The sequence below is a fragment of the Phaeodactylibacter sp. genome (assembly GCF_022763345.1).
Classification (GTDB): Bacteria; Bacteroidota; Bacteroidia; order Chitinophagales; family Saprospiraceae; genus Phaeodactylibacter.
The window spans coordinates 36,771-54,542 of sequence record NZ_JALEGS010000030.1; the positions used below are offsets into that span (position 1 = coordinate 36,771).

At 51.6% G+C, this 17,772-nt stretch carries 18 protein-coding genes; 7 read left to right on the top strand and 11 right to left on the bottom strand.

The genetic code is table 11. From position 1 onward, the window contains the following. The first annotated feature begins 12 nt into the window (after positions 1-12). Positions 13-756 carry an EI24 domain-containing protein gene (locus tag MRY86_RS08610; protein WP_293565415.1) on the top strand — a complete coding sequence of 248 codons (744 nt, stop codon included), beginning with the start codon at positions 13-15 and terminating at the stop codon, positions 754-756. Here the strand turns inward: MRY86_RS08610 and MRY86_RS08615 are convergent. From MRY86_RS08615 to hemL, 4 genes are all read right to left on the bottom strand, one after another. Further along, a complete protein-coding gene (locus MRY86_RS08615) occupies positions 753-1,172 on the bottom strand; it encodes a CBS domain-containing protein (RefSeq protein WP_293565417.1) in 420 nt (139 codons plus the stop codon). The two genes, MRY86_RS08610 and MRY86_RS08615, sit on opposite strands and share 4 nt — an antisense overlap. A gap of 121 nt (positions 1,173-1,293) precedes the next feature. After that, on the bottom strand, positions 1,294-1,977 hold the full coding sequence (locus MRY86_RS08620) for a response regulator transcription factor (protein WP_293565419.1): 684 nt from the start codon (positions 1,975-1,977) through the stop codon (positions 1,294-1,296). A gap of 8 nt (positions 1,978-1,985) precedes the next feature. Beyond that, on the bottom strand, positions 1,986-3,044 hold the full coding sequence (locus tag MRY86_RS08625) for a HAMP domain-containing sensor histidine kinase (protein WP_293565421.1): 1,059 nt from the start codon (positions 3,042-3,044) through the stop codon (positions 1,986-1,988). Then, positions 3,044-4,360, bottom strand: a complete 1,317-nt coding sequence (gene hemL / locus MRY86_RS08630; RefSeq protein WP_293565423.1) for a glutamate-1-semialdehyde 2,1-aminomutase — start codon at positions 4,358-4,360, stop codon at positions 3,044-3,046. Before hemL ends, MRY86_RS08625 begins: the two co-directional genes overlap by 1 nt. Before the next feature lie 87 nt (positions 4,361-4,447). Here hemL and MRY86_RS08635 point away from each other — a divergent pair, with 87 nt between their 5' ends. Then, positions 4,448-5,251 (top strand): class I SAM-dependent methyltransferase, encoded by an 804-nt coding sequence (locus MRY86_RS08635; RefSeq protein ID WP_293565425.1) that lies wholly within the window; start codon positions 4,448-4,450, stop codon positions 5,249-5,251. Here the strand turns inward: MRY86_RS08635 and MRY86_RS08640 are convergent. The 3 genes from MRY86_RS08640 to MRY86_RS08650 form a co-directional block, all read right to left on the bottom strand. Next, positions 5,248-5,682 (bottom strand): arsenate reductase ArsC, encoded by a 435-nt coding sequence (locus tag MRY86_RS08640; protein WP_293565427.1) that lies wholly within the window; start codon positions 5,680-5,682, stop codon positions 5,248-5,250. The two genes, MRY86_RS08635 and MRY86_RS08640, sit on opposite strands and share 4 nt — an antisense overlap. Before the next feature lie 268 nt (positions 5,683-5,950). Next, on the bottom strand, positions 5,951-6,811 hold the full coding sequence (locus tag MRY86_RS08645) for a DUF6089 family protein (protein WP_293565429.1): 861 nt from the start codon (positions 6,809-6,811) through the stop codon (positions 5,951-5,953). A gap of 111 nt (positions 6,812-6,922) precedes the next feature. Then, complete coding sequence (locus tag MRY86_RS08650) at positions 6,923-7,774, bottom strand: DUF6089 family protein (RefSeq protein ID WP_293565431.1); 852 nt, start codon at positions 7,772-7,774, stop codon at positions 6,923-6,925. 438 nt (positions 7,775-8,212) lie between these two features. On the opposite strand from MRY86_RS08650, the gene MRY86_RS08655 reads away from it, so the two are divergent. Genes MRY86_RS08655 through MRY86_RS08670 form a run of 4 tightly spaced genes read left to right on the top strand, consistent with a single transcriptional unit; the run spans position 8,213 to position 12,236 of the window. Further along, positions 8,213-10,012 (top strand): ABC transporter transmembrane domain-containing protein, encoded by a 1,800-nt coding sequence (locus MRY86_RS08655; RefSeq protein ID WP_293565433.1) that lies wholly within the window; start codon positions 8,213-8,215, stop codon positions 10,010-10,012. A 2-nt stretch (positions 10,013-10,014) separates the two neighbouring features. After that, positions 10,015-10,560, top strand: coding sequence for a hypothetical protein (locus MRY86_RS08660; protein ID WP_293565435.1), 546 nt, complete (start codon positions 10,015-10,017; stop codon positions 10,558-10,560). Continuing rightward, positions 10,557-11,567 (top strand): UDP-N-acetylmuramate dehydrogenase, encoded by a 1,011-nt coding sequence (gene murB, locus MRY86_RS08665; RefSeq protein ID WP_293565437.1) that lies wholly within the window; start codon positions 10,557-10,559, stop codon positions 11,565-11,567. Before MRY86_RS08660 ends, murB begins: the two co-directional genes overlap by 4 nt. 15 nt (positions 11,568-11,582) lie before the next feature. Continuing rightward, positions 11,583-12,236 carry a deoxynucleoside kinase gene (locus MRY86_RS08670; protein WP_293565439.1) on the top strand — a complete coding sequence of 218 codons (654 nt, stop codon included), beginning with the start codon at positions 11,583-11,585 and terminating at the stop codon, positions 12,234-12,236. Here MRY86_RS08670 and MRY86_RS08675 read toward each other — a convergent pair. Then, positions 12,233-14,206 carry an acetoacetate--CoA ligase gene (locus MRY86_RS08675; RefSeq protein ID WP_293565441.1) on the bottom strand — a complete coding sequence of 658 codons (1,974 nt, stop codon included), beginning with the start codon at positions 14,204-14,206 and terminating at the stop codon, positions 12,233-12,235. The two genes, MRY86_RS08670 and MRY86_RS08675, sit on opposite strands and share 4 nt — an antisense overlap. A 180-nt stretch (positions 14,207-14,386) precedes the next feature. Here MRY86_RS08675 and accC point away from each other — a divergent pair, with 180 nt between their 5' ends. After that, the gene (accC, locus tag MRY86_RS08680) at positions 14,387-15,853 is read left to right on the top strand and encodes an acetyl-CoA carboxylase biotin carboxylase subunit (protein ID WP_293565443.1); all 1,467 of its coding nucleotides are present in this window, start codon (positions 14,387-14,389) and stop codon (positions 15,851-15,853) included. 136 nt (positions 15,854-15,989) lie between these two features. Here accC and MRY86_RS08685 read toward each other — a convergent pair whose 3' ends face one another. The 3 genes from MRY86_RS08685 to MRY86_RS08695 all read right to left on the bottom strand — a co-directional run bounded on the left by MRY86_RS08685 (position 15,990) and on the right by MRY86_RS08695 (position 17,771). Next, positions 15,990-16,220, bottom strand: a complete 231-nt coding sequence (locus tag MRY86_RS08685) for a hypothetical protein (RefSeq protein WP_293565445.1) — start codon at positions 16,218-16,220, stop codon at positions 15,990-15,992. Beyond that, positions 16,201-17,067 carry a S24 family peptidase gene (locus MRY86_RS08690; RefSeq protein WP_293565447.1) on the bottom strand — a complete coding sequence of 289 codons (867 nt, stop codon included), beginning with the start codon at positions 17,065-17,067 and terminating at the stop codon, positions 16,201-16,203. Before MRY86_RS08690 ends, MRY86_RS08685 begins: the two co-directional genes overlap by 20 nt. Positions 17,068-17,168: 101 nt before the next feature. Continuing rightward, positions 17,169-17,771 (bottom strand): cohesin domain-containing protein, encoded by a 603-nt coding sequence (locus MRY86_RS08695; RefSeq protein WP_293565448.1) that lies wholly within the window; start codon positions 17,769-17,771, stop codon positions 17,169-17,171. Position 17,772 lies beyond the last annotated feature (1 nt).

A 17,772-nucleotide genomic window follows, 5' to 3' on the forward strand; every position in this document is an offset into this window, starting at 1 on the left:
TGAAAACGAACTATGATTACTGGCTTTATCCAAGGTTTTACGGCTTACTTCGATGCCATCCGGCTGACTTCCCGGTATAATCTCTGGGGGTACGTGCTTGCACCCGGCCTAATAAGCCTGTTGCTAGGCGCAGCCATTTTTTACGGCGCCTGGTCGTCCAGCGACGACATTGCACAGTGGCTGATTGATTTTTATCCCTTCGAGTGGGGGAAAGGTGCATTGGAGACCATCGTGCAAATATTTGGCGGTGTCTTTGTCCTGGCTATCGGGCTGTTGGTCTTTAAGCACCTGGTCCTCGCCATTTCCTCCCCTTTCATGAGTTTCCTGTCTGAAAAAATAGAAAAGCACCTGAAGGGGCATCACCAACAGGTCCCTTTTTCGATCAGCAAGGCGCTACGGGACCTGGCACGAGGACTTACCCTGGCGCTTAGAAATATTGTCCGGGAATTATTCTTCACCCTTCTGCTTTTTCTGCTTGGGATTTTAATTCCGGTGCTTAGCCCTCTAATCGCCTTTGCTGTATTCGGCGTACAAGCCTACTATGCCGGCTTCGGCAACCTGGACTTTACACTGGAAAGGCACCGGGATGTCAGAGGTAGCATCGCCTTTGCCCGCGCCAACCGGGGTTTATGCATTGGCAATGGCGCTGCTTTTCTGCTGCTCCTTTTTTCCATAGTGGGTTTCCTGTTCGCGCTGCCGCTGGGTACCATTGCCGCAACCAAAGAAGGTGTCAAAAGGCTCTCATCCGACTACTAGACCGGCTCCCAGTAGATTTTGTGATTGGGATATTCCTTGTGGAACTCGTACTTCAGCACATCATGGGTGGTAATAATACCAACCAGGTCTTTGTCTTCATTGACGATAGGTAAGCCGTGGAACAGATTTTCCAGGAAAACTTCCGCTGCCGCTCCTATTTTATCGTTAGGGCCAAGCGTCGCTACCTTTGTTGTCATCACTTCTGAGACCTTGACCTGTTTGTATTCGTCCTGGCACCGGCCGAGCCGCACCAGGTCAAAGGAAGTGATGATCCCGACCAGGGTATGCCCTTCCACCACCGGAATATGGTGGACGTGCTTAAAGAAGAGGATGTCTTTGACGACTTCCAAGGTATCTTGCGGCCGGACCGTTACTACCTTTTTAGTCATAATCGAGGAAATGGGCTCGTTCATCATAGCATGAAGCATTTGGTGTTATCTCATGCTATAAATTACGCATTTATTTTGCATTTCAAAACAAACACCAAACAAAATCTCACCTACTTGAACAAATACCAGCGAAACGGAAGGCCAGCTTCTACTCATCAATGAATTTATACCCCACGCCCCGTACCGAAAGGAAGTACTCGGGGTTTTTAGGATCTGCTTCAAAATACTTTCGGAAAGACAGGATAAAATTATCGATAGTCCGGGTGGAAGGATACACATCGTAGCCCCAGACTGACTGCAAGATTTGCTGTCTAGAGACGACCTCGCCCCTGCGGTCAACGAGCAGTTTCAGCAGCATCGCCTCTTTTTTGGTCAGGGTGAAATGCCCGGGGTTGCCCTTCGCTTCATAAGTAGCAAAGTTTACCCAATTATTACCAAACTCGTATTCTTCCGGTGTATTTTCCGGGCTCTTGCTCGTCCGTTTGATCAGGTTATTGACACGCAGGAGCAGCTCCTCCAGGTTAAAAGGCTTTGTCAGGTAATCATCTGCGCCTTTTTTTAGGCCTGAAATCCGGTCCTGAGCGGTATCCTTGGCGGTAAGGAACATGATTGGCACTTCTCGGTTGGTCAGGCGGACCTGCTCACAAATTTGGAAACCATCCACTTCCGGCAGCATCACATCAAGGATCAGAAGATCAAAATGCTGCTCTTTAGCGTACTTGAGTGCGTCTTTGCCGTTATCTGCAGCAACGACTTCGTACTCTTCCATTTCAAGATTGAGCTTAATGACATCCTGAATGTTCTCTTCGTCCTCAACGAGTAATATGCGCATATGCTATTTTATTGGCTTTGTGTTTTTGACAGTTCTACAGACCGTTGCGCTGCCTGCTTGTCCAGCCGCTCCGAGGGGAGTTCGATCTTAAAAACCGTACCCTTAGGTTGGTTATCTTCAATGGATATCCGGCCGTCATGAGCGGCGACAATTTGCTGCACAATGTATAAACCCAAACCTGTACCTTTTGTTTTGCGGGTATCTTCGTTGCCAATCCGGTAGAACTTCCCAAAGACCTGTGGTTTTTCTTTATCCGGTATCCCATGCCCCTGATCTGCAAACCGGAGAATCAATGCATCCGGCATTTCTTCCAGGCTCACTTCTATATCGGCGGGCTTAGGTGAATACTTCACCGCATTTTCCATCAGGTTGAGCATCACTGAGGTCATGCCAGTGCGGTCGCCCCGGAAAGGGCTGATTGCCGACCGTTTGTCGAAATGGAACCGGGCATCCGGATATTTGGAGTCCAGCGTTTCTATTAAATCTTCCAGTATCTGCGGCAAGTCCAGTGCTTCTTCGTGAGGCTTGTATGCCGCTTCGAGCTTCGCAGACAATAACAAGTCGCTCACCAGGCCGTTGAGGCGCTCCGTTTCCAGCAGTGCACTACGGATGAGCCGCTCGGTCTTTTCCGGTGGCAGGCTGCGGCGCTGAAAGGTCTCCAGGACCAGGCGGATGGAAGCAATAGGCGACTTCAGCTCATGGGTGATCGACAACAGGAAGTTCCGTTGCTGCCGGGCAGCTTCCATTTCCTTATTGTAGGCCCGGTTGATGAGGTACATCCCGATCAGGAGGGTGAGAATAATGACCCCGGCTTCCCCTAAAATCATATATTCCTGCCGGGTGTACTGCTGTTTGAGCTCAAGATAGGGCGCTGACTGTAAGAAGGCTTCTTCGGACTGAACAGTGCCCTCCGCTACCATGAGCAGGCGCATTTTGTCCCGTTTGGCGGCAAAGGCATCACTGTTCTTAGTATACAGCAGTACCGACCACCAGGCAAAGGCCATCATCATATAGGCGATGACTACATAAGACAATAAACGCAACCTTACATTTCGCCGGTTCTCCATTACTTTGAGGTTTTAAAAACCAAATGCAGGCACTCCTCCATGATAGAAGCGGCCTCGTCAAGGTCTTGTTCGGTATGCGCAGCTGAGACAAACCCAACTTCATATCCACTTGGCCCCAGGTACACGCCTCGCTTGAGCAGCTCCCGGTGCAGGTTTTTGAAATACTCCATACTTCCCGCATCAATCTGATCTGCCCGTACGACCCGGTCGCGGGTGAAGGCCAGCCAGAAAATAGAGGCAATCTGCTGCACATGCATCGGCAAATCATGCTTCAGCGCAAAAGTCTGAAGACGGTCTGCCAAACGCTTGGTTTTGGCTTCCAGCCCCTCATAAAAGCCAGGCTCCAGCAGCTGCTTCAGAGCTGCATACCCGGCTGCCATCGCTACCGGATTGGCCGATAAAGTACCGGCCTGATAAACGGGCCCATCAGGGGAAATATGGCTCATTACCTCATGACTGCCGCCGTACGCGCCTACCGGCATACCTCCTCCAATAATTTTACCATACGTGATTATATCTGGCTGAATGCCATAATATCCGGCTGCTCCTTCAAAGCCAACCCGGAATCCAGAGATCACCTCATCAAAAATGAGCAGTACACCGTATTTATAGCATTTCAGGCGCAGGCATTCCAGAAAAGAAGGGTCCTGAAGCAGCAGCCCGTTATTGGCGGGCACGGGCTCGACTATGATACAGGCGATATCGTCGCTATACTTTTGCAGGGTCTCATCCAGTAGTTTCCGGTCATCCAGTGGCAGAACGAGCGTTTCTTCTGCAAATGCCTTAGGAATGCCCGCAGAAGTGCTTTCTCCAAAGGTAGCCAGGCCCGACCCTGCTTTTACCAGCAGGGAATCAACATGGCCATGGTAGCAGCCCTCGAATTTGATGACTTTGCTCTTACCTGTAATGCCCCGTGCCAGCCGCAGGGCAGACATCACGGCCTCTGTACCCGAACTGACAAAGCGGATTTTATCGATGTAGCGGTTGTTATCGACTATGAGTTTCCCCAGTTCATTGCCCAGGCGGGTCGGTGTACCGAAGGAGGTCCCCTTGGCTACGGTCTCCGTGACCAGGTCGCGTACCTTGGCATTATTGTGCCCCAGAATAAGTGGCCCCCAGGAGCAGCAAAAGTCGATGTAAGTATGGTCATCCTCGTCGGTAATCCGGCACCCCTGCCCTTCCTTGATGAACAAAGGCGGACCATAGACGGACTTAAAAGCACGCACGGGAGAGTTCACTCCACCCGGGAAATAGTTTTTGGCTTCCTCAAATAATGCTGCCGAACGCGTCCTGTTTTCCAGGGAAATGGTATCCATGTCGAATTTTTTTCTGATTGTGTCAAAGGTAACGAATCTTAGGTAGAGCAGTTGTCAGCCACTGGTAAACTCAAACCAAACATTTTAATGGAAGACCAGACCCGCCATTTCTACGATAGCCTTGCCGATGACTACCACCTGATTTTTCAGGACTGGGAAGCTGCCCAGGCTCGTCAGGCCCGGTTAATTGCAGGCTGGCTGGAGGCTCAGGGTGTTCAGCGTAATGCACCGATCCTCGACTGCGCCTGTGGCATTGGCACACAGGTTTTAGGCTTGGCTTCATTGGGGTACGACCAGGTCTGGGGTACCGATATCAGCCCTCGTGCCATTCAGCGTGCCGAAACAGAAGCCCGGAAAAAAGGGCTCCACCTACCTTTCGCTACGGTAGATATCCGGAATTTAGCGAATTGGGCACCGCAGCCTTACCGGGTAATCCTGGCTATTGATAACGTTTTGCCCCATTTCTTAACCGCCGCTGACCTCCAATGTGCCCTTAGCCATATCAGAGATTGCCTAGCCCCGGATGGCCTGTTCATCGCTTCCGTGCGCCGCTACGATGAGCTGCGAAGCGCACGCCCCAAGGCAACTTCAATTGTAAAAAGCGGCAGGAAAGGGCAGCGTGTGTACACTTTCCAGGAATGGAATTGGGAAACCGGCACTAATCGATATAGATTAGATCATTATACCGTAAAGCAAGACCCTATCGAACGATGGCAAATGAAGAAACGTCAGGCTTTCTACCGGGCATGGTCCCTGACAGAATTAGCCGCAGCCTACCAAAAAGCCGGTTATAAAAACATAAAGATCTTAAAGGAGACACAAAGTGGGTTTTATCAGCCTGTACTCCTTGCCCAAGGTGGCAGAAAAGCGGATCGGGAGAAGGGGGATTAAGCGATCTCGACATTTTCAGCAAGTGCTTTACCCAAAAATTTGAGCATATACCGCTTCACCGTTTCACGGACTTTCAGAAAAGCCGCTTCCACTTCCTGATCTGAACCCGTTGCTTTCGCGGGGTCCGGAATACTGAAGTGGATTTTTTTGCTAAAATGAATGCCCTCAAGTGTAGCCTCAGTGGCTTCATCGCAAACCGTGATCAGGTAATCAAAGTGCTGATTGCTGAAGTTATCAATGGATTTGGCAACATGCTCACTCATGTCGATATTATCCTCCTCCATCACTCGCACGGTATAAGGGTTTAAATGTTGAGCCTTAAGCCCTGCACTGTAAATATCGAGCTTTCCGCCGGAGTAGAACCTTAGGTAGCCCTCCGCCATTTGGCTGCGGCAGGAATTGCCAGTGCAAAGCACTAATACCCTTTTCATTGCAGTGTATTTAATGTCTGGTTAACACAAAGTTAACACTAAATGCGGACAATGGAAACCCCAAAAACAAAAATGCAAAGTCACAATGGGTTGACCGAACTTCCGGTCAGGGAAAAATTCCGGAAAACATACGGGCGAGTTTCAATCTGTCTCCTCCTTTGCGGATTGAGCAAATGGGATTCTCAGCAACGCTTATACGATAGCAATTTAACCAATTTAAAGCTTCTGCTGAAAAAATAGTAGGTATTCCTTCAGAACCCCGTCAACCTCAGAAGGTTGGGCAACCTATACCGCGTCCGCTCTGTACCCCTCGGTTGTGTCCACCGATCCGGAAAGCAAGGGATACACCACCTACGTAATACCAGTCGTTGTACTGACCACCACGCCGGTAGCTGGTGTCAGCGGTAGGATCTTCCACGGTTGGGCGGCTGAGGCGGGCGGCTAGTTCCCCGTTGCCCTCCAGTACATCGAAGTAGTTGACTTCTGTATTGCTAACATCGTCCAGATAGTCAGTGAAGAGCATGCGGCCACCAAACTCCAGCCCCAACGTGAGCTGATCGCTCAGCAGGACCTTAACGCCAACGCCCATTGGCACCGCGAATTGGGTAAGGCGATAGGGGTCTTCATAATTGGGCAACCCCTGCCCCTCTGTGCCTAATGGCTGTAATTCGATATAGTCTCCATCAAAGGGGGCTTCCGGATTGAAACGGAAAACAGCTATACCGCCAAACAGGTAAGGGACAAGGCCGCGGTTCCTGGCCGCACCAATTTTGAAAAGGTTCAGCTCGCCGACCATTGAAAACTCTGTAATCCGGCTTCTGAAGGCTAAGCCGCGGTCTTCCCGTCCATGCCGGGCATCATCGCCTTCTACAGAACCTCCGTTGATCCCTAACCGCAATGCAGCGGCACGCCCCAGTTCAAACCGGGCAAATACGCCGAATGCGGGCCGCACCTCTCCCAGGTAAACGCCGAATTCCTTTGGAGAAAGGTCGCCGCTGTAAAGGGAAACGCCTCCCATGACCCCAAGGTGCGTTTGCGCCTGAAGGCCCTGGGCAACAAAACCAAGGAGTCCGGTCAGTAAAATAGACAGGGAAAGGGGTTGGATAAAGTGGATAAGCTTGCGTGTCATAATGCTGTTCATTGGGATTGAATGATCAATTAGGGTATTAGTCTGAAGGATAGACGCTTCGAGATTAAGAAACGCTTTCCAATCCAAAATAATTATTAGTACAGGGATTTATTATAGTCTTCGGTTCGTTGGCTTATACCATTTGGGGCAAGGGACCGGATCAGATAGCATTTTATTTAGCCCTGCACCGAAATTGTAGGAAACCGTGATATTCATCATATAGTACCAGTCCCGGGAGGTCACCCCACGGCGGTAAGTCTGGTCCACGCCTTGTTCCCCCCCTAGCGCAGGCCGGCTAAGCTGGGCAGCCAGAGGACCGTTGTTGATGAAAATATCCCGATGGTTCACTTCTGCCCCGGTCACATCATCCAGGTAATCCGTTAGCAAAAAACGAGGGCCAAATTCAAACCCGAACGTAAACTTCCGGGTAATAAACTTAATGCCAGCTCCAAAGGGCACAAAAAACTGAGTCAGATTATACCGTTGCGCATAACCCGGGATTCCCTGCCCCTCAGTACCAAGCGGCTGAAGCTCTATCCACTCCCCGTCCACTTCCCTTCTGGGATTAAAATGAAACAGCCCTACTCCACCGTACAGATAGGGGAACGTAAAGCTATATTCGGTATGCCGGATGCGCCAGGCATGCAACTCGCCGATTGCTGAAAACTCAGTGATGTTGGTACGGAAAGCCAGCCCTCTTTGTTCGCGGTTATTCCGAAAATCATCGCCCTGAACGCTGCCTAAATTAAGGGAAAACCGGGTGGAGAATACATTACTGGAAGAAAGCCGGCAGAAAATCCCGCCCGCCGGGCGCATTTCCTGGATCATCGCTCTGGGGTCGCTGGGTGAAATATCCCCGCTGTAGAACATACTACCGAAAGTAAACCCTATATCCACAAACTGGGCAGTTAGCGTCGTATGCACCAAAAAACAAAAAAGAAGGACTGAAAATTGTCTTTGCATAGTTAATGGGATTTGGGAATCGAAGGGCCCAAGTCAAACAGCCCTAAGCCCCTGACCGAGTAGACTGGTTTTAATTTTCATTCAATACTGGGGAATGGATGAACAAATTCGAACTATAATTAGGGAGTCGCTGTGTATCGGCAGGTGGGCAATAAGTCCGCTTGCCTGCCCGGCATACCTGTGTGTGGGTGGCTACAAAGCTAATTTTTTTTCTGACACCCTCCAAAAAAAGTACTTGGATACATGTACGAAAACGCTATTGGTAAATAGGTAGTAGTTTTGGCTCACTTTTAGGGGACAAGCACTACCAACCAAACTGTATCTCAAGCCTTGCTTCCGGTTGATGTATTCATTTGCTGGATTATTGCAACTGTGGATTTAACTTAAAGCGGCTCGATTTGTTTATGATCGTGGAACGCAAAAAAACCAATTACAATAATGTCCAGACGCAAGTCAGGCGCTGATGATGCGCCCAAAGTCCGCCTTACCCGGGAAAAGCTGGCTGCCGCCGCTAAGATTTTCAGGTTTATCCGCCCTTACCGTTTCGCATTCGGTTTCGGGCTAGTACTGCTATTTGTCTCTTCGATCACCTTCATGGTGTTCCCCTATCTTTCCGGGCTGATGGTCGATATCGCTTCCGGCGAAAAGGAAATGCCCTACTCCCTGGTCGATGTAGGTTGGATACTTGCCATCATTCTGGTAGTGCAGGGCGCAGTGTCTTATTTCCGCATCTACCTGTTTTCCATCGTCAGTGAAAAGGGTATTGCTGATGTTAGAAGAGCACTGTACGAGAAGCTTATCTCTATGCCCATGTCTTTCTTTGAGCACGCCCGCGTGGGTGAGCTGGTGAGCCGGCTTACAGCCGATGTAGAGAAGCTCTACAATGCTTTTTCCATCACTCTTGCCGAATTCCTGCGCCAGATCATCATCCTGCTTGCGGGTATTATCTTCCTGGCTTTTCGGGCACCTCAGCTTTCACTCATTATGCTGGCCACCTTTCCGGTAGTCATTATTGGAGCTATGTTCTTTGGGCGCTTCATCCGCAAGCTTTCCAAGGAGCGGCAGGAGGAGCTGGCGGAGTCCAATAACATCCTCAACGAAACCATGCAGGCCATTCAGGCGGTAAAGGCATTCACCAATGAGCTGTTTGAATCGGTACGCTACAGCAAACGGATCAACCGGGTGGTAGGTATGTCACTGAAGTACGCACGATGGCGGGCTTTATTTTCTGTCTTCATCGTTACTTTCCTGTTTGGGGCGCTTTTCTTTATCATCTGGCAGGGAGCTATGATGGTTCAGGATGGGACCATGAGCGTAGGCGTTCTCATTGAATTTGTAGCTTACACCGCTATTATTGGTGCCTCTATTGCTGGTCTTGGGAATTTCTACACGGAGCTGCTGGGTGCCATTGGGGCCACCGAGCGTATTCGTGAAATCCTTTTGGAAAACCAGGAAATTGACATCCAAAATGCGGCGCATATTCCTGACATCCCGGTCAAAGGTCATATCGAGTATAAAAACGTGCGCTTCCGCTACCCCACCCGCCCGGATATTGAGGTGTTGAAAGACATGAGCTTTCAGGTAGAGCCGGGACAGAAGGTGGCACTCGTAGGGACGAGCGGAGCCGGAAAGTCCACAATTGTACAACTGCTGCTGCGCTTCTACAATATTGATGAGGGAGACATCCTGGTAGACGGGCAACCGATTTCCAGTTTCAATACAACAGCCTATCGCCGGAATATCGCCATCGTGCCTCAGGAAGTCATCCTCTTCGGAGGTTCCATTCGCGAGAACATCCTCTACGGCAACCCGAATGCTGGGGAAGAAGCAATCATTGAGGCAGCAAAGAAAGCCAATGCCTGGGACTTCATCCAAACCTTCCCGGAAGGGCTGGACACCCTGGTGGGCGAGCGCGGCGTAAAGCTCTCGGGGGGACAGCGGCAGCGTATTGCAATTGCGCGGGCTATCCTCAAAGACCCCGCTATACTCTTGCTAGACGAAGCGACCTCCAGCCTGGATGCCGAATCGGAAAAGGTGGTTCAGGATGCACTGGCTACCCTGATGGAGGGCCGGACGTCCATCATCATCGCACACCGGCTGGCTACGATTCGCGATGTAGACCAGATTTTCGTTATTGAAAATGGTCAGATCATCGAGCAGGGCACACATACTGAGCTTTCTCAGCGGGAAGAAGGAGCCTACAACACACTGGCTAAACTGCAATTCGAACCGATCTAAACATGGCCTATACGCTGAAGGAGCGGCTAACGTATACCTTGGCTGGCCTGGCCATGCTGGGGCTGGTCGTCGTCTACGCACTTGAATTCGCATGGTTCAACCGCACGTTGGATATGCCCAGCCTGGCATTTTACAGCATGGGCGTGGGTGCCTGCATCGGTCTTGCACTGGGGCACTATGCAGCCCGGCATGAAAATGGGCTAACTGAAAAAATCCAGATTTATATTTTTTTTGGGCTTTCCTGTACTATTTTTGGGCCGCTGGCCGGCAGCCTGAGCAATCGGCTGCTCAGCCCCCCTGCACAACCAACGCCGGTGGAGTTCGTTTCCCAAAGTGCCCGTTACGCCAGTCGCAGCGGGCCCATAGCCGGAGAACAACCAGCTCCGAATGTCTTTGAGATTGAATTCTACTACCGGCAGGAAATCCAGGAAATCACCAGCCTAACCCCCTACCCCGGCACACTGGAACGGGGCGACACCGTCCTGGTCAACATCAAACCGGGACTGTGGGGTTGCGAGGTTATTCAAAAGAAAGCGGTGGTACAATGATTCAGGAACAACAATCCCTGCGGGCTTACAACACCTTCGGCATAAACGCCAAAGCGGCTTTCTTTTCGGATATAGAAAGCCCTGAGATGCTACAGGACCTTCGACGGCAGCACCCGGAACGCCCTGTATTCGTCCTCGGCGGCGGCAGCAATCTCCTCCTGACCCAAGACCTCCACCAATGGGTATTGCACAACCGGATTATGGGAAAATCCATCCTTGCTGAAGATACAGACACCACCTTGGTGCGCATCGGCGGGGGTGAAAACTGGCATGAAACCGTACTTTGGGCACTGGAACAAAACCTGGGCGGGCTGGAAAACCTGTCGCTCATACCCGGCACCGCCGGAGCTGCTCCCATTCAGAATATCGGGGCCTACGGAGTGGAATTGTCAGATGTCTTCGAACGGCTGGAAGCTATTGACCTGAGTACGGGCAAAGCGCTGGAGTTTACAAAGGAGGACGCCGCTTTTGGCTACCGGGACAGCCTGTTCAAGCGGTCTCTGAAGGGGCAAATCTTTATCACCGCTATCCACCTCAGGCTCACCCGCCGGCAGCACCGCCTCAACACCAGCTATGGTGCCATACCCGAAACGCTGGAGCAGTGGGGCATTCAACAACCGGGGCCTAAAGACATCAGCCGGGCGGTCATCCACATCCGGCAAAGCAAACTACCAGACCCCGCAGTACTGGGCAACAGCGGCAGCTTTTTTAAAAATCCGGTGATTGCCAATGCCCGCTTTGAAGCCTTGCGGGACCAGCACCCTACCATTCCCGGGTATCCGCAGGGGGATACGCACACCAAAGTACCCGCCGGATGGCTGATTGAGCAGACCGGGTGGAAAGGAAAGCGCATCGGGAATGTGGGCACTTACCACCAACAAGCGCTCGTCCTGGTCAATCACGGAGGTGCCACCGGGGCTGAAGTCTGGGCGCTGGCACGACGGATTATGGAGGAGGTGCAGCGGCAGTTCGGCATTGCTCTCAAACCGGAAGTCAATGTGCTGTAAACCGAGACGCGAATCATGAACAACGACCAATCCATGCAACACCAGTTCCTGATTATCGAGGGGAATATCGGCGCTGGCAAGACTACCCTTTCGCAAATGCTGGCGGAAGATTTCGGCTTCAAACTCCTGCTCGAAGAGTTTGCTGACAATCCCTTTCTACCACATTTCTACCAAAATCCGGACCGCTATGCCTTCCCGGTGGAGCTCTTCTTCATGACCGAGCGCCACAAGCAATTGCAGCAGGAACTGGCACAGCGCGACCTTTTTCAGGAGGGCATCGTTGCGGATTATATCTTTTACAAAACCCTGCTTTTTGCCCGCAACAACCTCAATACCGAGGAGTACCGCCTCTTCCAGCGGTTGTTCAACATTCTGAACGCCGCTTTCCCAAAGCCGGACCTGCTTGTGTACCTCCACCGCTCCGTAGACCGCCTTATGGACAACATCCGTAAACGGGGCAGGGCTTTTGAACAGGAAATCGAGCCTTCCTACCTGCAGGAAATCCAGCAATCCTACTTTGAGTTTTTCCGCTCTAACGAACAACTCCCTATCCTGATCATCGATATTGAGAATTTGGACTTCCTGAACAACCCAGAGGATTATCAGAAAATCCTTGACCTCATCAACCGGCCCTATCGGCCGGGGCTGCACCGGGCCAGTTTTTATTAGCCATTAACCCGTTTTGCAAAGTCGATAAAGAAATCCAGGGTCTCCGGATTGCGCATGGCATCGCGGTTAGCCGCTTTTTCCACCGGGTGCCCAAGCAGGATTTTCTTTACCGGTGCCTCCAGCTTCTTGCCGCTGATCGTGTAGGGGATGTCGGCCACCTCAATGATATCGTCTGGTACATGACGGGGAGAATAGGTTTGCCGGAGCGTGGTCTTCAGTTCTGCTTTCACCTCATCCGTTAACATTTGCCCTTCATTCATCAGTACAAACAGGGGCATGTAGTGCTGCCCGCCTTCCAGCTCCAGATTCACAATCAGGCTGTCCTTAATGGCCTGTACCTTGTTGACCGCCCGGTAGATTTCCGCAGTACCGATGCGGACGCCATGCCGGTTGAGCGTGGCATCTGAGCGGCCCAGGATAACCAGGGAATCCCGACTGGTAATTTTCACCCAGTCGCCGTGCCGCCAAATGCCCGGGAACAGTTCAAAATAGCTTTCCCGGTAACGGGCCTTTCCGGCATCATTCCAAAAGTAGACCGGCATGCTGGGCATTGGTTTTGTGATCACCATTTCTCCAACTTCATCTTCCAGCGGCTGCCCGTCCTCATCGTAGGCATACAAGGCGCAGCCAAGGGCACGGCACTGAATTTCGCCCATGTAGACCGGGCGTTCCGGGCAGCCACCCACGAATGCCGTACAAACATCCGTGCCGCCGCTCATCGAACAAAGCCAGAGGTCTTCCTTGATATGCTGATACACATAATCGAAAGCTTCCGGTGGCAGGGGCGCGCCCGTTGAGCCAATAGATCGCAGTGCGCTGAGGTCGAAATCTTTGGAAGGATTGATGCCACGCTTCATACTCGCCACCAGGAAGGGCGCACTCGTACCGAAGTGGTTGATCTTCGCCTTTTCGGCAAATGCCCACATGACGGTCATGTCCGGGTAGGCGGGGCTGCCATCGTATAATACCGGCGTGGCGCCTGCCAGCATAGCCGCCTGCACGAAGTTCCACATCATCCACCCCGTAGTGGAGAACCAGAAGAAGCGTTCGCCAGGATGCACGTCATTATGAAAAGCCAAGTACTTCAGATGTTCCAGCAGTACGCCGCCGTGGCTATGGGTGATCGCTTTCGGAATACCCGTGGTGCCTGAGGAGTACAGCACCCAGATAGGGTGAGCAAACGGGACCGGCTCAAACGCTAACCCATCGTGGGGAGTCCTGAGGGCATCCGCCCAGCTTACAGCTTTGGGAATCGCCGCTGCCTCGGCACTTTCATCCAGGAAAGGTACGAGTACGACCCGCTTCAAAGTGGGCAGTGCCGCTACAATCTCCTGTACCACCTCAATTTTATCGTAGGGCTTACCATTATAAGTATAGCCATCCACAGCGATGAGCACTTTAGGCTCGATTTGCTGAAAACGGTCCGTTACGCTGCTGGTCCCGAAGTCCGGCGAGCAACTCGACCAGACGGCGCCCAGCGAACAGGCCGCCAGGAAAGCAATGCTTGCCTCTTCGGTATTCGCCAAAAACCCAACGACCCGGTCGCCTTTTTCCACGCCCTGCGCCTGTAGGAAAGCTGCAAAGGCAGCGACCCGTTCTTCCAGCTCCGCCCAGCTGAGGCTGTGCAGGGGCCGGGTTTCGGACTGTGCCATCAGGGCAGGGTGCGCAGTAGTTCGGTTACGAAAAATATGCTCTGCGTAATTCAGCGTGCTCCCTTCAAACCATTTGGTATCCGGCATAGGGTCATCTGACATGACCTGAGTGTACGGCTGATGCGCGATAATGTCAAAATAGTCCCAAAGGGATGCCCAGAAGGCGGCTGGTTCGGCCACCGACCAAGACCAAAGCGCCTCGTAGTCGTCAAAGTTCAGTTGGTGGTGCTTGCTAAGCCATTGCCGGTAGTGGGCCAGGCGGGATTGCGCCCGGAAGGCCTCGGTAGGTGCCCACAGCTGCCGGGGTTGATCAATCATAAATTTGGTTTTGCCGCGCCACGGCTGGATTCCGCCCCATCAGAGAAAAGGTGCGAAAAATCATCGCGCCGTTCCGCGCTGTTGGTTGTGTAATGGCCGGGAAAATAACTATTTTCCCGCAGGAAAACAGAACGAGCAGCTCGCAATTCTCAGAGCTGTCCAACAAAAAAGCTAAAACCAATGAAAAAAATCCTTGTCGCCAACCGGGGCGAAATCGCACTACGTGTCATGCGGACCGCAAAGAAAATGGGTATACGTACCGTTGCTGTTTACTCTGAAGCAGACCGGCACGCGCCTCATGTCAAATTCGCGGATGAAGCGGTGTGCATTGGCCCTCCGGCGTCCGCTCAATCTTACCTGCTTATCGATAAGATCCTGGAAGTCGCAAAGTCTCTAAATGTAGATGGCATACACCCGGGCTACGGTTTTCTGAGTGAGAATGCGAAGTTCTCTCAGGCTGCCGAAGATGCCGGCATCAAATTCATTGGACCGGGGCCCCACGCTATTGAAGTCATGGGTAGCAAACTGGCCGCCAAAGATGCGGTGAAAGCCTACGATATCCCTATGGTGCCGGGGCTGGACCACGCCATTACGGATATTGACGAAGCCAAAAAAGTAGCTAAAGAGATTGGATTCCCCGTACTGATCAAGGCCTCCGCCGGTGGTGGTGGCAAGGGGATGCGGATTGTTGAAAATCCGGATGAATTCGAAGATCAGATGAAGCGGGCCATTAGCGAAGCGACTTCTGCTTTTGGCGATGGCTCGGTATTTGTTGAAAAATATGTGACCTCGCCACGCCATATCGAAATTCAGGTGCTGGCCGATGAGCACGGCAACTACCTTCACTTCTTTGAGCGGGAATGCAGCATTCAGCGCCGCCACCAAAAGGTAGTGGAAGAAGCGCCTTCCTGTATTCTGACACCGGAGCTGCGGGAGAAGATGGGCAATGATGCCCTCAATGTGGCCCGTTCCTGTAACTACACCGGAGCCGGCACGGTGGAGTTCCTCATGGATGCCGACATGAACTATTACTTCCTGGAAATGAATACCCGCTTGCAGGTAGAACACCCGGTCACGGAGCTCATTACCGGTGTGGACCTGGTGGAACAACAGATCCTCATCGCACGGGGCGAGCCTTTGCAGATCAAACAGGAAGACCTGAGCATTACCGGCCACGCCCTGGAACTTCGGGTATATGCCGAAGACCCGGCGGAAAACTTCCTCCCAAGCGTTGGCACCCTATCCCGCTACCGCCGTCCGAAAGGGGATGATATCCGCCTTGACGATGGGTACGAAGAAGGCATGGAAATTCCGATCTATTATGACCCGATGATTGCCAAGCTGGTAACCTACGGCGTTAATCGCGATGCGGCTATTCAGCGCATGATTGAGGCCATTGAGATGTATGAAATCGAAGGGGTGGAGACAACTTTGCCGTTCGGCAAGTTTGTCTGCGAACACGAAGCCTTTACAAGCGGAAAGTTTGACACTCACTTTGTCAAGCACTACTTCACGCCCGAAGCCCTTGAGAAGGGGAATGAAGGCGCAGCAAAAGTGGCAGCCAAACTATCTGCTTTCCTGTTTGAACGCAACAAGATTCAGCTCAACGTCCCTCAATTGGATCACTCGGAATGGCAGAGGAGATAGGACGTGGCTTAAAGGGCTATAAAGCCTTTTATCGCACCTGAAAACGATAATCGTTCATCACGTTACCCGGAAAAGATTGAACCGGGACCAAAGTGCCCGCCTCGATTTTACAATCCTGGCGGGTTCTTTTGTTGTTTTAAGGGTGCAGGGTATGAAAAGAGACGACCTTAACCGGTTGCCCCCACATATGGATGGACATTTCCTCCTCTACCGGCTTGAGCGTCACCTCAACCGATTCCCCATCGTGCTTGAGCTGTTCGGGCATTTGGACAGGCCGGTACTCCTGCCCGTCATCGGCTACAATGCCCCAGAAGCCGCCTTCGAGCTTCACGTGTTTGATGGTCCCTTTAATCCTGATGTTTTTCATGTGGTTGGGTAATTGTTTTGCTGTTCAACAGCTGCTCCACGGTTTCGTTGAGGTTGTTGATCAGTCTGGATTGGTTTTGAATGGTTTGTTTGAGGTCCTTCATCTCATCATGGAGGTAGCGCTTGATGTTTTGCGGGGAAGGCAGGAATGGGCTGATCTTGGCCCGCACATACCAGATTTCCCGAATATCGCCAAGATTGAGGTGATAAGGTTCGTAGAAGTTGTTATCAGAATGCAGCTCCAGGGTTTGCTTCTCTTTCAGGTGGTTGAAGGCCCGCTTCACCACTACATCGCCCCGGGTGACCACCACATAAACGTAATTATCTTTTATGCCAGACTCCCAAAGCGTGGGCTCCAGGTAGCTGCAAATGACCTTGTCTCCTTCAAACAGTGTGGGTTCCATGCTATCCCCCGCTACATCGAAAGACCGGTGAGTTCCAATTTTGTACTTGTAATCCGGTAGTGTGAAATGCGGCAGTTCCTGAATAAAGGTGGGGTCTGTCATCTCAGCAGCATAGCCCGCCTGCGCCGGCACTGGCACATGCACAATGCGTTCGTCTTCATTAGAGTTGGTTACAATGGTCAGCACCCGGAAGCTTTTATCGCCTTCCTCACTCATAAACATGGGCCCCTCACCAGTGTAAATGTAAACCGGATTGATCTTATACTGCTCCACGGCTTTGCGCAGCAGCTCTATCGTTACATCGCGCCGGCCCTTCAGAATTTCGCTCAGGCTCTGGGGCAAATAATCAAGCGACAAGGCAAACTGACGGCTAGACCTTACCTGATTATCCGCCTTCAGTTTATCATGGCACTTGACAAAACGCTGGGTAACGATATTACTCATAAGGTACGATTTCCAACAAAAATATAATTTCTGTCCATAAAATGAGTAGAAACTCCGGGAAGTTTACCAAATAAGTGATACCTGTGCTCAAAACAGAGGTGCTACTGTACCGTAATTGTGCCCGGTTCACTGTCCAGCCCAACCAGTTTTTCGCCCAAATTGACCACTTCGATAGCTGTAGGCTTATCGATGATTTGTACCGGACTGGATTGCCCGCTTGCCTTGGCTTCAAAACAAACCGTGTAGAGCGGGTTCCCGGCGCTAACGGTCACGCCTTTGAGTGCATTATCGATCCAGGCAACTGGCATCACGCCTTCCTGCACTTTAGTGGTACCAAAGTTTTGAATAGATAAGTGAGGCAGGCCAAAATCTTTCAAACCCTTGAAGGAGATCACGTCCGGGTCCCAGGCAACGGTATACTGCATGGACAAAAGACTGTTGAAGCCCTTAGCGCGAACCGGTGTGCAGACCGTTTCTCCGGCAGCGGCTGTTTGGTCATCAATGCTTAAAAACAGGACTTCCGTACTCTGTGGGGGTTGATAAAGCGAGGGCTGCGGGCGAGCTTCTTTTTCAGCAGGTGCAGTTACTGAGGCTTCAGACTGAGTGGTTTCGGATGTTTGTCCTGCGGTGGAGCCAGCGGTATCGTTCTGACAGCTCCACACAAGGAACAGGGCAGACAGAAAAAAGAATAAACGGATGGTCATT

What these genes read in the sequence shown, in the direction of transcription:
- MRY86_RS08610 (WP_293565415.1), top strand. Translation starts at nt 13, where the DNA reads ATGATTACTGGCTTTATCCAAGGTTTTACGGCTTACTTCGATGCCATC.
- MRY86_RS08615 (WP_293565417.1), bottom strand. Translation starts at nt 1,172, where the DNA reads ATGATGAACGAGCCCATTTCCTCGATTATGACTAAAAAGGTAGTAACG.
- MRY86_RS08620 (WP_293565419.1), bottom strand. Translation starts at nt 1,977, where the DNA reads ATGCGCATATTACTCGTTGAGGACGAAGAGAACATTCAGGATGTCATT.
- MRY86_RS08625 (WP_293565421.1), bottom strand. Translation starts at nt 3,044, where the DNA reads ATGGAGAACCGGCGAAATGTAAGGTTGCGTTTATTGTCTTATGTAGTC.
- hemL (WP_293565423.1), bottom strand. Translation starts at nt 4,360, where the DNA reads ATGGATACCATTTCCCTGGAAAACAGGACGCGTTCGGCAGCATTATTT.
- MRY86_RS08635 (WP_293565425.1), top strand. Translation starts at nt 4,448, where the DNA reads ATGGAAGACCAGACCCGCCATTTCTACGATAGCCTTGCCGATGACTAC.
- MRY86_RS08640 (WP_293565427.1), bottom strand. Translation starts at nt 5,682, where the DNA reads ATGAAAAGGGTATTAGTGCTTTGCACTGGCAATTCCTGCCGCAGCCAA.
- MRY86_RS08645 (WP_293565429.1), bottom strand. Translation starts at nt 6,811, where the DNA reads ATGACACGCAAGCTTATCCACTTTATCCAACCCCTTTCCCTGTCTATT.
- MRY86_RS08650 (WP_293565431.1), bottom strand. Translation starts at nt 7,774, where the DNA reads ATGCAAAGACAATTTTCAGTCCTTCTTTTTTGTTTTTTGGTGCATACG.
- MRY86_RS08655 (WP_293565433.1), top strand. Translation starts at nt 8,213, where the DNA reads ATGTCCAGACGCAAGTCAGGCGCTGATGATGCGCCCAAAGTCCGCCTT.
- MRY86_RS08660 (WP_293565435.1), top strand. Translation starts at nt 10,015, where the DNA reads ATGGCCTATACGCTGAAGGAGCGGCTAACGTATACCTTGGCTGGCCTG.
- murB (WP_293565437.1), top strand. Translation starts at nt 10,557, where the DNA reads ATGATTCAGGAACAACAATCCCTGCGGGCTTACAACACCTTCGGCATA.
- MRY86_RS08670 (WP_293565439.1), top strand. Translation starts at nt 11,583, where the DNA reads ATGAACAACGACCAATCCATGCAACACCAGTTCCTGATTATCGAGGGG.
- MRY86_RS08675 (WP_293565441.1), bottom strand. Translation starts at nt 14,206, where the DNA reads ATGATTGATCAACCCCGGCAGCTGTGGGCACCTACCGAGGCCTTCCGG.
- accC (WP_293565443.1), top strand. Translation starts at nt 14,387, where the DNA reads ATGAAAAAAATCCTTGTCGCCAACCGGGGCGAAATCGCACTACGTGTC.
- MRY86_RS08685 (WP_293565445.1), bottom strand. Translation starts at nt 16,220, where the DNA reads ATGAAAAACATCAGGATTAAAGGGACCATCAAACACGTGAAGCTCGAA.
- MRY86_RS08690 (WP_293565447.1), bottom strand. Translation starts at nt 17,067, where the DNA reads ATGAGTAATATCGTTACCCAGCGTTTTGTCAAGTGCCATGATAAACTG.
- MRY86_RS08695 (WP_293565448.1), bottom strand. Translation starts at nt 17,771, where the DNA reads ATGACCATCCGTTTATTCTTTTTTCTGTCTGCCCTGTTCCTTGTGTGG.